Source organism: Acinetobacter minutum, assembly GCF_035916735.1.
Lineage (GTDB): Bacteria > Pseudomonadota > Gammaproteobacteria > Pseudomonadales > Moraxellaceae > Acinetobacter.
On record NZ_JAQIHG010000003.1, the window covers coordinates 14792 to 28786 of the forward strand.

A 13995-nucleotide genomic window follows, 5' to 3' on the forward strand; every position below is an offset into this window, starting at 1 on the left:
TTCGCATAGTCCATATAAAAACTGATCAAGCTATGCGTCTGCTGATAAATTTAGTTATTTAGCCAATTGCGCATCGATATAGCTCACCATCAATGAAAAGACCTGATCGATATTCAAATCCGAACTATCAATCTGGAAAGCATCAGGTGCAGGTTTAAGAGGTGCAACTGCACGTTCCATATCCCGTTTATCGCGAGCTTGTATGTTAGCTAAAATGTCGCCCATTTTAACATCGACCCCCATGCCCTGCAACTGTTTTACACGGCGCTCAGCACGCGACTCAGCAGAAGCGGTCAGATAAATTTTTGCCTGCGCCTCAGGAAAAATAGTCGTCGCCATATCACGACCATCCGCCACCAAGCCGGGTGCCTGTGCAAAAGCACGCTGTCGCTCAAATAGTGCGGTTCTTAATTGCGGAATCGCAGCGACCTTGGAAGCATATTCACCCACCCGCTCGGTACGGATGGTTTGGCTAACATCTTCACCATCGAGTAATACGATGGTGCCATTTTGTGTCATTTCGAACTTAATATTGAGATTTAATGCAATCTCGACACATTGAGCCAACTGTTGTTCCAGCTCATCGAGCAATCCACGTTTATGCAATGACAAACCCAAGAGTCGATACAATGCCCCTGAATCCAACAAATGAAAGTGGTAATGCTGGGCCAATTTGGCTGCCAACGTTCCTTTACCCGAACCACTTGGACCATCGATTGTAATAATATGAATTGTCATTGATTTACCATTTAAACAAATTGTGCTGCCAGTTTTGCTTAGACTAGTTTAATCATGCGATTCAACTGTGCAAGCGATTCTTATTTGACTTTCTGCATTTTATGATGATTCGGAGCGAGAACAGGCGAATAAACACCTAAAAATACTAAACGACACTCTCTACTTCAGCACAAAAGGAACAACGCACTTAAAGGATTATATTTTTCAATTGATTACGTTGTTGACGTTTCTCTTCACGACGTTTTTTAAAAAAATCACTCAACTGCTGTGAACATTGTTGATGTAAACAGCCAGTATCTACTGCAAATTTATGATTGTAATAACCATTTTCCAGCAAACGACGCGCACTGACCAACGAGCCAGCTTTAGGCTCAGTAGTTGCAAACACCACCCGCTGAACCCGCGCATGCACGAGTGCGCCGACACACATTGTGCAAGGTTCTAAGGTTACATACAGCGTGGCATCTTCAGGTAAGCGGTAGTTTTGGATCGATAAACAGGCCTGACGAATCGCCTGAATTTCAGCATGTGCTGTAGGATCGTGACTCGAGATCGGAGTGTTAAAGCCTTGCCCGATGATTTGGTTGTTACTCACAATCACCGCCCCGACAGGAATTTCTCCTTTTGAGGCAGCCAATGCAGCCAGCTCGTAAGCTTGCTGCATCCATTCTTCATCAGATTTAATTTGTGGTTCAGCCATCACGAAATCAGTCAATCACACCATACTGCTTCAACAAAGTATTCCAGCTCGCAATGCTTGTGACAGGTGGACAATCTCCCAAGATCCCTTTCAGGCTCAATTCCGAATAGGTTTTCCATTCAGGTGAAAGATCTTTATCTACCAAGCGTGCGCGAACGCCTTCAACAAAGTCGGTATGGCGAATCTTCCAATCCGAAATCTGCAATTCCAACTCAAACACTTCATTCCAGGAATGGACCTGCTTGCCCCATTGCCATAACAACCACGTAAGTGCCGCTGTTGCAGGTGAACCTTTCTGCAAGTTTTCACTCGCTTGACGTAACCAATCACTGCGTGCATCATTTAAGCCAATAATGGCTTCATAATCATATTTAAAATCTACACCACGGCACACGCTATAGATGACATCCAGCGAATTTTGCAAAGGTCCTGGCGCTACCGGACGATGTAAACTGTTCAGGGTGTCATCAATGGCACGAAAATCACCTGCTGGGTAATGATTCCAATCAATATCAATCACTTTCTGCAATACAACATCTCGGTGTGTATCACAGATATGGGTTGCCCATCCAATACCATACGCCCCTGCCGAGGTCATAATGGATCCGGTTAACCCGGTAAACAAGCCAATCGAACCACGATCTGCCAAGAAACGAGTGGCCCCTACATCTGGATATAAACCAATGTTGATTTCAGGCATCGCCAAGCGAGAATGTGGCGTCACCAAGCGGAAAGGCGCAGCCATAAACAACCCCAGACCGCCACCCATTACATAACCTTCGCCCCAAACCAGCACAGGTTTGGCATAGTTATGCAACAATAAATCGAGCGCATATTCCTGCTCAAAAAACTTGTTGGCCGCCTCGACTTCCTGATTAATCACCAGTTGACGCAATTTACGTACATCACCACCCGCACAAAAGGCTTTTGGAGTGGTGGAATCTAGCCAGATGGCTTTCACCTGATCATCATGGTGAAAATCTTCAAAGACCCGCAAAAGCGCGGTTACAATCGACTCATCCAGAGCGTGTAAAGATTTAGGCCGATTCAGGCGAACCACGCGCCAGCCATTTTTTGCTTCTTCAACAATTAAGTCCGGATGATAACGGTTTAAGTCGGGAGAATGTGTCATGCGTCCAGCTGCCAATCTATAGGCTCAATGCCATTTTGTTTCAGATAATTATTTGCTTTCGAGAATACACGACAACCGAAGAAACCACCACGGTTGGCTGCCAAAGGCGATGGATGTGCCGCTGTCAGTACCAGATGTTTACTGCGATCGATGCGTTGTCCCTTCCGCTGAGCATAGGCTCCCCACAAGATGAAAACCAGATGCTCTCTTTGCTCATTTAATACATCAATCACCTGGTCAGTAAAATCTTCCCAACCCCGTTTTTGATGTGAAGTCGGCTGCCCTGCCTCAACAGTCAGAACACTATTAAGCAGCAACACCCCTTGTTGAGCCCATCGCGTTAGATCCCCATGCGATGGAACCGGCATACCGAGATCGGTATGCAATTCATGAAAAATATTACGCAAAGAGGGAGGTAATGCCACTCCTCGCTGCACTGAAAAACTCAAACCATGTGCCTGATTAGGACCATGATAAGGATCTTGTCCTAAAGTCACCACCTTCACTGCGTGTAAAGGGGTGGTATTTAAGGCATTAAAGATCAGTGAACTGGGTGGATAAATCACTTTATCGGCTTTTTTCTCCGCCAATAAAAAGTTGCGTAACTGCTCCATGGTCGGGCCAAGCAGAAAATCTGCTAGATGATATTTCCAGCTATCATCTAAATGTACTTTATCGAGTTTGGCCTGCTGTTCTGCAGTTAATTGCATCCTGATTCATCCCTAAATTCATTCTATCGAGACAAAGTTAAACCTTAACTTGTAACTCGACTGCTGGGTTCTGGAATTTGATTCCTTGTTTAAGCTTTTCATACATATGAGGATCAGCCCACTCAGCTTGCACCTGTTCTGAGAACTCAATCTGGTCCAAATGCAAAATTCCCATCTGCTGATTCTCAATATCTTCTAAGAAACTCTGGGCATAGCCTGTATCTGTTTCATGCACAATGACAGAATAAACCGATACATCTCCCTCACCATTTTCAGTAATGGTAGATTGCAACACTTGCTGAGCTAAAAAGAAGAAGATACGAGAAAACTGTTCTGCAGAGGGTGAAACCGGCAATGACACCCAACGTGCACTAAATTGTTTGCAGGCTTGAATATAATTTGGATCATCTTGCTGCCAAAAGCAGATCGCATGATCAAAACTGTCAAAAATATCTTTAATCACACCCTTCAGCAAGCCGAAATCATAAACCATTTGGCCATGATCGAGCTTCGAAGCTTTAAGCAACAACTCTACCTTGTAACTGTGACCATGAATCGAACGCTTACAACGATCCGAAGTGCAGTTACGCACAATATGAGCATTTTCAAACTTAAATAACTTACGAATTAACATGCGCCAAAGAGATGCTTAATAGTCATTAATTAGGATTATAAAGCAAAACTGCAAAACTTAGCATTTATTTTAACGTTTGCATTAATTGGCAAAATACATCTACTGTGATGAAATTTGTTAGCACAGTTATTTCAAAACACAGCGCACCTTAAGCAGCAACAATCTCTGGAAAATCGGCGTTATATACACTTTAAAATACCAATTCACAATCGCCTTACCTGAAAATAGAAAGGTCACTTTAAATTGAGAAAATTTACAGTGCTGTTTGCTTTGGCAAAGCCAATACTTGCTCAATGCACGCCACGCGCAAAGTATCACGCGCTCCCAGATAGCGTTGATAAAAGCTGGAATTTAAAATCGCAGCTGTACCATGGGTCATCGACCAGATGGCCGCGAGATAATCACGCACTGACATCTGACTTGAAATGGACTGCAAATATTCGTCAGTCATTTCAATAATCATACGCATACGCTGTCTGCGGATCTGATACAGCTCACTAAATAACTGGTGAATCCCCTGACCAGTAATCGAAAGACGCTCTTCAATCTGATGAAATAACACAGTGCGTTCCGGATGATGCAAATGATGCAGCATAAAATAGGCCAGCAACTCCGGAAAACTTTTATTCTTATCCCGCATCATATCCAGCAACATGCGTTCATTCCGGATAATCAGCAACATGTATAGCTCATCTTTACTCTGAAAGTGCTTGTAAAGCGTCCCTTTTGCCAGATCAAGCTCTGCAGCCAAAGCATCCAGCGTCATACCTGATTCGCCATTTTCCAATAATAGTTGCTCAGCCACCTGAAAAATCAGTGCTTCCCTTGCCCGAAACTGAGCCTGACGATCCATCTTCACGCGATTACTCTCTTAGCTGCTTATTTGATTCATGTGATATTTACTGTAATTTAAGGAGATTTTCAAAGTTCTGAGTGGTAATAAATGCCATCTCCTCAAGAGACTTATCATATACATCAGCCAGCGCTTTGGCTACATAAGGCACATATTTTGGCTCATTGGTCTTGCCCCGATAAGGCACAGGTGCCAGATAGGGACTGTCTGTTTCAATAAGTAGCCGATCCAGGGGCACTTGCTTGGCAACATCACGTAAATCTTGCGCATTTTTGAATGAAATAATGCCAGAAAAAGAAATGTAATAGCCACAGTCCAGTACTGCTTTCGCGGTTTCCCAATCTTCCGTAAAGCAGTGCAAAATGCCGTGATTGGACTGTTCGGCACGAATGATGTCCACAGTATCGTGCTTCGCTGCACGAGTATGAACGACGACGGGCTTTTTGACTAATTGAGCGGCCTGAATGTGACGGGCAAAACAGGCTTTCTGTTCCATGACAAAATCTGTGCTGTGATAATAATCCAGTCCGGTTTCCCCCAACGCCCAAACCTGATCAGCTTGTGCCAATTCAGCCAGATACTCCACGCTGGCGCGCGCCATAACAGCGGCATCTTCGCAAGGGTGTACGCCAATGGTATAACCTACGTCTGAATGTCGTGCAGCAATCTCTGCCAGGGCAAGATGATCTTCCAAATCCACCGAGATACCCATGAATTTCGACACGCCCGCTGCACGCGCCTGCGCCAATGCCTGATCAAGATCACCATCATACGGCCTGAGATCAAGCATGGTTAAATGACAATGAGTATCTACAAACACAAAATTTCCTTGGTAAAATTTAAAATAGCATTACATGGTATAGCTTGGACGATCCAGAGACATACTACCCGCCAATAATTTTTCGGCTTCCGATTTGTAATAGATGCCTTTTTCACCACTGAGCTGAATTGCAAAACCTTGTGGTTTAATACCGATCTGCTTTTGAGAGATCCACACCACCTTGCCGGTTAAAGGAATTTTCTGGGTTTGCTCAGGCAAAGTGGCTAGTACAAAAACTTCTTCCCCAAGCTTAACGGGATGTTTGGAAGGAACAAATAAACCACCACCCTGCACAAAAGGCATATAACTGGCTTGCAAAGTTGCACGATCAGGAATATTAGCCTGAATAATACCGCCCATACGTGGTTGCATGAAATTTCCCCTATTATTTTAAACATTCATGAGTTTTATAAATAACTGATCAAGAATCAGATTGGTTTGTACATTCTGCTCAACAAAGCGTTTACCCTGCTGCATTTCAGCATACAACTCAAACAAGATTTCCAACGAATATTGACTTTGCAGTACAGAAAAGTCGAGATCAATATTTTTGATATTCTGCTGCAGCTTGACACAAATCAAATCACACAACAAGTATTCAAACATCTGGATAAAATCCGTGAAATTGAGCAATTTTGTCCATTTACTGGATAAAGTCATCGGTTGATTTTTTTGTTGTACCAGCTTCTGCCAGTCTTGGATAAAATCCTGTCGTTGTTGGATCCATTCACTTTGTGCCAGTTCAATCGCACGTAACGGCATCTGATTGGCCAACTGGCTCAACAGCTGTAAACGTTCGGCTGAGACATCTTGCAAATGTTGTTGAAGATATTCTTGTAATTGCCCTGAACTCAAACGATCCAAGGCAAAATGTTGTAAACGGCTGCGAATCGTGGCTGGCAACTTCAGATAATGATCCGCCAGTAAAATGATCACCACACGCTCACCCGGTTCCTCGAGTGTTTTGAGTAGCGCATTGGCAGAAGCCATATTCAGGGCCTCTGCCGGCTCAATCACAACGACACGCCAACCTTCGCCCGTTTGCTGTACAAATGGCAAAAGATCACGAATTTTCTCAATCTTGATCTTGGCATTTTGTTTTTTATTTTCTTCATCGGTACTGATATGCACATAATTCGGATGTGTATCTGACTTGATCCACTGGCAACTCGCACACTCGCCGCACGGTCCATTCGACTGCTTATGCAGGCACAGCACCCAACTCAAGAAGTGCTGTGCAAATGATTCCTTACCACATCCCGGCTTACCATAAAACAATAAACCATGACCCAGCAAGGGAAAACGACTGGTCAACGTCTGCCAGACCTGCTGCTGCCAAGGATAGACTTGTGAGGGAATTTCGGGGTCAAACATAAGATCAAGCCATCATTGAAAATATGCAATATCCATTGCATTCAGCCGGTCAAGATCTGCCTGCGTATCAACACCCGGCGGAAGGTTCGCTTGTGCAACAGCAATCGCGATACGATGGCCATTTTCAAGAACACGTAATTGCTCCAGACTTTCCAGTTGCTCAAGCGTACCCATTTCCCAGCTGACGTATTCTTGCAAAAGCTTCACACGATAGGCGTATAAACCCAAATGGCGATAAGCATGTGCATGCAAAGCGGGTTCAGCATGTTTGGCACCATCACGGTCATAGGGAATGCCTGCACGGCTAAAATACAGGGCTTCATTCTGTTTTGACATGACGACCTTTACAATACTGTCACGCTGGAATTCATCCAGTCGATGAATCGGTTCACATAAGGTCGACATTGAACAATTTGGCTTGTCCACCAACAGTTGAGCAACTTGCTGGACCAATTGTGCCGGCAATAACGGCTCATCACCCTGCACGTTCACAATAATATCATCGCTATCCCAGCCTTTCATTTGTGCAACTTCGCTTAAACGGTCAGTCCCAGATGGATGATCGGCACGCGTGAGTACAACATCTATTCCTTCTGCTCGACATAGATCAGCGATACGCTCATCATCCGTAGCAACACATAAATCGTCAAATCCCTGCACTTTTTTTGCCTGATCGACAACACGCAAAATCATGGCACGACCATGAATCTCTAACAGTGGTTTCCCCGGCAAGCGGGAACTGGAAAAACGCGCAGGAATAACGATATGTTTCATGGCTGAACCTTAAGCAATATGCAGACCGAGTGACTGGAGCTGCTGATGTAAAACTTGATAACAGTCTGGAGATAACACCGCCTCTACGGGAACCACCCAAATCTCACGATAGTTTTCTGGAAACTGTTTTAATAGAGGTAATAATTTCACCGCATCTTTTTCTGTGGTGATAATCGGCCCGGCATCCCCAAATTGCAAATCCTCAATTTCGTAATCATGATGATCCGGAAACTCATGACACTGAAATTGTTGCACACCCATCGACTCAAGGGTTTGATAGAAACGTTGTGGAAAACCGATCCCAACCACCGCGTAAAAATTTTCTTGCGGATTAAAAACTGACTGATGCTGATCTCGCGGATTAAGCAAATATGGCTCAGCTGCTGCTAGGTGCATATGCAGTTTGGTTTGCGGTGTAGCAGAGTGTTCAATCACTGTACCGGTTTTTAAACGGCATGGCGGCTCACGCAAGTAGCCTTCTGGCAACAGTTTTTCATTACCCAAACCACGATTTTTATCCAACACGATCCATTCAAGCTGACGCGCCAGCGCCCAGTGCTGCAGGCCATCATCACTGATAATCAAATCTAGTGACTGTTGTTGCAGGAGGAGGTCAATACTGAGTTGGCGGTTTGGACCCACCGCCATCGGTACATGCGTGGCCTGCACAATCAAGGCAGGCTCATCACCGACATTTTCAGGATCCGAGTCTGCGCTCACCAAAGCAGGAAATGGACCTTTCGCTCCATATCCCCGACTAATCACTCCCACCCGGATGCCATGGGTTTGCAGATATTTCACCAACTGAATTAACAGCGGTGTTTTACCACTACCACCCACCGTAATGTTCCCAATCACCATGACCGGGACAGGAGATTGATAAACCGATTTAATTCCAGACTGATACAGCTTACGGTTCAACACAAAACCGGCACGATACAACCAAGACAGGGGACGCAAGAGCACAAGCCATCTGGCTTGCTGATTCCAAGCATCCTGAATTAATTGTGCCAAAGACATGGTTATTTTTCCTCAAAGTTACGCTGATGCAATTGATAGTAAGCACCCTGCTTCGCCATCAATTCACTATGCGTTCCTTGCTCCAAAATTTGTCCCTTGTCCATTACTACAATACGGTCTGCATTTTCAATCGTTGACAGCCTGTGTGCAATCACGATGGTCGTACGATCCTGCATTGCTTCATCAAATGCTTTTTGAATAAAGTGTTCTGACTCGTTATCCAAAGCACTGGTTGCCTCATCCAGAATCAAGATCGGTGCATTTTTCAAAATGGCACGTGCAATGGCAATACGCTGACGCTGACCGCCGGATAAACTCAACCCCTGTGCACCTAGCGGAGTATCGTATCCTTTAGGTAATTGCATAATAAAATCATGTGCATAAGCTGCTTTTGCAGCGGCAATAATCTGCTCATCTGTTGCATCTTGCAGCTGACCATAAGCAATATTTTCACGCACTGTGCGATCAAACAAAACCACCTGTTGATTGACCATGGCGATCTGAGAACGCAAGCTAGTCAGCTCGATCTCTTGTATATCAATCTGATCTAGCAGAATATGACCCGCACTGAGTTCCTGAAAACGGACCAATAAATTTACCAGCGAACTTTTACCAGCGCCAGAACGCCCTACCAATGCGACTGTTTCTCCCGCCTTCACATGCAAACTAAAATTTTCAATCGCTTTAGAGCCATCTGAATAAGTCAAACTTGCCTGTTTGAAATCAATATCACCCTTCAAAACAGGTGTAAGTTGTCCTGTATTTGTTTCTGAAGGTGTATCCAGCAGCTCAAAAACAGAATAGGCAGCCGCCATACCACGCTGTAATTTTTCATTGATATCCGTCAGTGCCTTAATCGGCTTAGCCAACAAACCTGCGGCCGTGATATAGGCCACGAATTCACCAGCAGAGGTGTCTCCTAGAATCTGTGGACGCAAAGCTAGCCAGATGATAATACTGAGGGCAATCGCCATAATCAGCTGAACAATCGGGCTGTTCATCTGTTGCACGACCACCATTTTCAGGCCGCGTTTCAGGTTTTCATTCGAATAATGATAAAAACGTTGTTGTTCAAAGGCCTCCCCACCAAAGCCCTTGACCACTGCATTACCATTGACACTTTCTTGCACCACATGATTAATATCACCCATCGTGGTTTGTACTTGCTGAGAAAGTTTACGCATGCGTTTGGCTGCTTTTCTAATCAGCAAACCGATTAATGGGGCAAATACTAAAATACAAAGAGTCAAACGCCAGTTGCTATACAACAAATATCCCAGCAAGCCAATCGTAATAAAGCCCTGCTGCACCAAGGTCCTGATAGATTCTGTCGATGCTGCAGTCAATTGTTCGACGTTATACATAATCTTGGCAGTGATTTGGCCACTAGAATTTTCCAGATAATATTGTGCTGGTAGCCCAAGCAGCTTGGCAAATACTTCCTGACGAATCTGAAAAATCAAACTTCTAGAGATAACGGCAGTGTAATAACCACCCACAAACAGGCCTAAACCACGAAAAAAAATCAGCAAAACAACTAGAAATGGAAACCAATCCAGATTCTGCTGATTTTGCTGCTGAATTGCATTAATAATATACTCTAATAATTTTGCCACAGAAACTTCTGTGGCGGCATTCAAACCAAATCCAACGAGTACCAATAAGGCTGCGCCCCAATAGGGTTTTAGATACGCTAAGAGACGAAAATAAACCTTAAGATCCTGATTCACTAATAACCTCGAGATGGTACTTTGGTACTGATATTGACATTCACAAAGCCCAGTTGACCTGCAACATCCATCACCCGGATCACATCCTGATGACTCGCCTTAGCATCTGCTGCAATCACAAACATCAAATCACGACGCTCCTGTGCAACCTGTTTAATGGCTGTGCTCAAATCGGCCACTTCCTGACTCGAAAGTGCCTGACCATTGACTGCATAATGCCCGGACGAGTCTACCATGACTTCAATTTTATGGTCATATTGTTTTGGTGGTACACCTTGCGCATCCGGCAAGGTCAAGTTCAACCGGCTTGGCTGATTAAACGTGGTGGAAAGCAACAAAAACACCAGAATAAACAACAAACAGTCAATCATGGGAGTCAGGTTAATCGGAATATCTTCAACCTGTTGAGAACGTTTAAATTTCATCAGAGTTCACCCAATCAACTGGCCTGCTTGATCAAGCTTTGTGCAGCCTTGGGGCGTTGATAGAACAAGGCTGCATGAAACAACGTCGATTGTTGTTCTAGTTCGGCAACATATTCCATCACTAAACGCTGAAAATAACGGTAAGCAAATAATGCTGGAATCGCGATCAGCATCCCCGCAGCCGTTGTAATTAATGCCTTAGAAATACCGGGAATCATCAAGGTGGGATTACTGGTTGACCCCAGATCAATCACCAAAAATGATTCAATAATCCCGAGCACCGTCCCCAAAAGCCCCAGTAAGGGTGCAACAGCACTCAGGGTTCCTAGAAAGTTAATGTTTTTTTCCAGATAGCCAATTTCTTTGGAGGCCACTGCTTCCATCTGCGCACGCGCAAACTGCTCAGTCTGATCCTGCGCCTGCTGTCCAGCATGCAAAATCCGCCCCAACGTTGTGCTTTGTAATTGCGGATTTTGTTCCAACACACTGAGGACTTGTGGTAAAGATTGGGCTGACTCAAGCAGTAAAGTTTGAGGTAAAATGGCTGATTTCTTTAACCGAATAAACCGTTCAACTGCGATCGCCACAGTAAAAATCGAACACAAAACTAATGGCAGCATCAGCCAGCCACCCGCTTTAACCAGTTCCCACATCTTGCTTCCCCAAAGTTAAAATTCCCTCATAAAGAGGGACATGATGTTTTATTCAGCCAAACAGATATTCAAAATACCATCCAGTTCATCCAATGAATGATAGTGAATGACCAACTTACCTTTACCCTGCTTGTTATGGTCAATTTTGACTTCAGCCCCAAAACGTTCGGTCAGTTTTTGCGTTAACTGTTGCAAGTCAGATGAGACCGTAGTTTTGGCTTTATCTTCTTTTGGCATATTCCAGTCACGGACCAACTGTTCCGTCTGACGTACGGATAGGCTTTTCTCTATCACCATCTCTGCAACCGCCAACTGGTCCTTGGCCTTAAGTGTCAAAATCGCACGGGCATGTCCCATATCCAGCAAACCTTGCTGCATGAAATCTTTCACCGGTTCAGCCAGACTCAATAAACGTAAAAAATTACTCACCGTAGTACGTGCTTTACCGACTGTATCTGCAATTTCTTGATGACTTAAACCGAACTCATCATGAAAACGCTGCAAGGCCAAAGCCTGATCTATCGGGTTTAAATCCTGACGCTGAATATTCTCAATTAATGCCAGAGCAATCGCAACCTGATCATTCAGCTCGCGCACAATGGCCGGAATTTCACTCAGACCCGCCAGTTGAGCTGCACGCCAACGGCGTTCACCCGCAATAATTTCATAAGGATGTTTTTCATCATCGACCGGACGAACCACAATCGGCTGCATCACGCCATGTTTTTCAATCGACGCCGCAAGCTCTTGCAAGTCTTGTTCATTGATAAAACGGCGTGGCTGATAAGCGCCGCGCTTTAACAGATGCACATTCATCTGTTTCAACTGACCATGATCCAAACTTTGCGCTTCGAGTTGAAGTTTTTCTTTTTGAATGGAACCAAGCAAGGCATCTAAACCACGGCCTTTGGCCAGTCCACGTTTTTTAATGGTCATGCTTGCATCCCTTTTTTCGCTTTAGTCTTCTTTAACATCTCAGCCGCCAGATTCAGATAAGCGACCGCTCCTTTCGAGCTTTTTTCAAAATAAATAATCGGCAAACCATGCGCTGGTGCTTCCGCCAAACGGACATTACGCGGAATAACGGTATCATAGAGTTTCTTGCCAAAATATTGCTCAAGTTCTGCCGACACATCCCTAGTTAGTGCGTTACGCGCATCATACATGGTGCGTAATACACCAATAATTTGCAGCTCCGGATTTAAGGCTTGCTGGATACGGTCAATCGTCTGAGTTAAATCAGCCAAACCTTCCAAAGCATAATATTCGCACTGCATCGGGATCATCACACCGTCGACTGCAGCCAAGGCATTAATAGTGATCAGGCTTAAACTAGGTGCACAATCGACAATGATGTAGTCAAAATCATCACGAATCTGGTTCAAGGCTTCACGTAAAATAAATTCACGTCCTTCCTGCTCTGCAATTGCCAGCTCCACACCGGCCAATTCACGGTTGGCACCCAACACTTTATAACCAACTTCAGCTTTACTGATCGCCGTTTCAATCGGTACTTCACCGAGCAAGACATCTGTCACCGAATACAGTAAATCATTTTTCTGGATGCCGGAGCCCATTGTGGCATTGCCTTGGGAATCCATATCCACCAACAGCACACGTTTTTTCAATACGGCCAGTGATGCAGCCAAATTCACTGCGGTTGTGGTTTTACCTACGCCACCTTTCTGGTTCGCAATTGCAATAATCTGAGCCATGGTAACCCCAATCCTTCAAATGAATTAAATACGTTCTAATAACAATAAATGACGCTGTTCATCGAGTCGCGGGACAGCCAACTCAATCACCTTGCAGGAAAATTCTGCTTGCAACTGTTCAATCTCATCCTGTGGAACCAAGCCCTTCATTGCAGCAATAATGGTTTTTTCGTGCATATACGGTTTGGAGGCATCCACAAAATCAAGCAAAGAAGCAAAAGCGCGGCTTGTAATCACATCAAACTGCCCTAACTCGCGAATACTGTCTTCGTTTTCCACACGCGTTTGCACGGCAATCACATTTTTTAGTTTCAGATCAGCAATAAACTGCTTCAAGAAACGGATTTTCTTGCCATTGGAGTCCAGTAGCACGCACTGTCGTTCCGGCTGACACAAGGCAATAATCATACCCGGCATCCCACCGCCGGTACCGATATCGAGCAGGCGGCCTGCAGGCAAGTCTTTCAAGATCGAGAGACTGTCCAGCAGATGTTTCACCAGCATTTCTTTCGGATCACGAATCGCCGTCAGGTTATAAGCCTTGTTCCACAACACCAAGGCATCTTGATATTTTAATAATAAACCTAAAGCTTCGTCGCTCAAATTCAAGCCAAGTGCTTGACTTCCCTGCTTTAACTCTTGAAAAAAAGGGTGCATAGATAGTCAACATCTCAAAAAATTTAATGAAGTATACCGATTTATTCAGCGTGGAACAGT

Annotated in this window: 17 protein-coding genes; all 17 read right to left on the reverse strand. The window is 44.5% G+C overall.

The annotated features are described in order from the left end of the window. Positions 1 to 54: 54 nt before the first annotated feature. The 17 genes from cmk to rsmG all read right to left on the reverse strand — a co-directional run bounded on the left by cmk (position 55) and on the right by rsmG (position 13935). Positions 55 to 738 carry a (d)CMP kinase gene (cmk, locus tag PAE54_RS01990; protein WP_326518226.1) on the reverse strand — a complete coding sequence of 228 codons (684 nt, stop codon included), beginning with the start codon at positions 736 to 738 and terminating at the stop codon, positions 55 to 57. Between the two features lie 187 nt (positions 739 to 925). Continuing rightward, positions 926 to 1438, reverse strand: coding sequence for a tRNA adenosine(34) deaminase TadA (gene tadA / locus PAE54_RS01995; RefSeq protein ID WP_326518227.1), 513 nt, complete (start codon positions 1436 to 1438; stop codon positions 926 to 928). 7 nt (positions 1439 to 1445) lie between these two features. Beyond that, positions 1446 to 2570, reverse strand: coding sequence for an enoyl-CoA hydratase/isomerase family protein (locus tag PAE54_RS02000; protein ID WP_326518228.1), 1125 nt, complete (start codon positions 2568 to 2570; stop codon positions 1446 to 1448). After that, on the reverse strand, positions 2567 to 3280 hold the full coding sequence (gene ung, locus PAE54_RS02005) for a uracil-DNA glycosylase (RefSeq protein WP_326518229.1): 714 nt from the start codon (positions 3278 to 3280) through the stop codon (positions 2567 to 2569). The genes PAE54_RS02000 and ung overlap by 4 nt, the downstream gene beginning before the upstream one ends. Positions 3281 to 3317: 37 nt before the next feature. Beyond that, entirely contained in the window at positions 3318 to 3914 is a 597-nt protein-coding gene (locus PAE54_RS02010) for a 6-pyruvoyl trahydropterin synthase family protein (protein ID WP_326518230.1), read from the reverse strand. Positions 3915 to 4167: 253 nt separating this feature from the next. Beyond that, entirely contained in the window at positions 4168 to 4767 is a 600-nt protein-coding gene (locus PAE54_RS02015; protein WP_326518330.1) for a TetR/AcrR family transcriptional regulator, read from the reverse strand. 46 nt (positions 4768 to 4813) lie between these two features. Next, positions 4814 to 5587, reverse strand: coding sequence for a TatD family hydrolase (locus PAE54_RS02020; RefSeq protein ID WP_326518231.1), 774 nt, complete (start codon positions 5585 to 5587; stop codon positions 4814 to 4816). A 30-nt stretch (positions 5588 to 5617) separates the two neighbouring features. Beyond that, complete coding sequence (locus PAE54_RS02025; protein ID WP_273776757.1) at positions 5618 to 5959, reverse strand: PilZ domain-containing protein; 342 nt, start codon at positions 5957 to 5959, stop codon at positions 5618 to 5620. Positions 5960 to 5977: 18 nt separating this feature from the next. Continuing rightward, on the reverse strand, positions 5978 to 6961 hold the full coding sequence (locus PAE54_RS02030) for a DNA polymerase III delta subunit-related protein (protein ID WP_326518232.1): 984 nt from the start codon (positions 6959 to 6961) through the stop codon (positions 5978 to 5980). Positions 6962 to 6973: 12 nt separating this feature from the next. Beyond that, a complete protein-coding gene (gene kdsB / locus PAE54_RS02035; protein ID WP_326518233.1) occupies positions 6974 to 7735 on the reverse strand; it encodes a 3-deoxy-manno-octulosonate cytidylyltransferase in 762 nt (253 codons plus the stop codon). Between the two features lie 9 nt (positions 7736 to 7744). Further along, positions 7745 to 8755, reverse strand: coding sequence for a tetraacyldisaccharide 4'-kinase (lpxK, locus tag PAE54_RS02040; RefSeq protein WP_326518234.1), 1011 nt, complete (start codon positions 8753 to 8755; stop codon positions 7745 to 7747). Positions 8756 to 8757: 2 nt separating this feature from the next. Continuing rightward, positions 8758 to 10485, reverse strand: coding sequence for a lipid A export permease/ATP-binding protein MsbA (gene msbA / locus PAE54_RS02045; protein WP_326518235.1), 1728 nt, complete (start codon positions 10483 to 10485; stop codon positions 8758 to 8760). Further along, positions 10485 to 10910 carry an ExbD/TolR family protein gene (locus PAE54_RS02050; RefSeq protein ID WP_273776762.1) on the reverse strand — a complete coding sequence of 142 codons (426 nt, stop codon included), beginning with the start codon at positions 10908 to 10910 and terminating at the stop codon, positions 10485 to 10487. The genes msbA and PAE54_RS02050 overlap by 1 nt, the downstream gene beginning before the upstream one ends. A 14-nt stretch (positions 10911 to 10924) precedes the next feature. Continuing rightward, the gene (locus tag PAE54_RS02055; RefSeq protein ID WP_326518236.1) at positions 10925 to 11563 is read right to left on the reverse strand and encodes a MotA/TolQ/ExbB proton channel family protein; all 639 of its coding nucleotides are present in this window, start codon (positions 11561 to 11563) and stop codon (positions 10925 to 10927) included. A gap of 48 nt (positions 11564 to 11611) precedes the next feature. Then, positions 11612 to 12499 (reverse strand): ParB/RepB/Spo0J family partition protein, encoded by an 888-nt coding sequence (locus PAE54_RS02060; RefSeq protein WP_326518237.1) that lies wholly within the window; start codon positions 12497 to 12499, stop codon positions 11612 to 11614. After that, positions 12496 to 13278: a ParA family protein gene (locus PAE54_RS02065; protein ID WP_273776765.1), complete on the reverse strand. Its 783-nt coding sequence runs from the start codon at positions 13276 to 13278 to the stop codon at positions 12496 to 12498. Before PAE54_RS02065 ends, PAE54_RS02060 begins: the two co-directional genes overlap by 4 nt. A 24-nt stretch (positions 13279 to 13302) precedes the next feature. Continuing rightward, complete coding sequence (gene rsmG / locus PAE54_RS02070; protein ID WP_326518238.1) at positions 13303 to 13935, reverse strand: 16S rRNA (guanine(527)-N(7))-methyltransferase RsmG; 633 nt, start codon at positions 13933 to 13935, stop codon at positions 13303 to 13305. Positions 13936 to 13995: the final 60 nt, after the last annotated feature.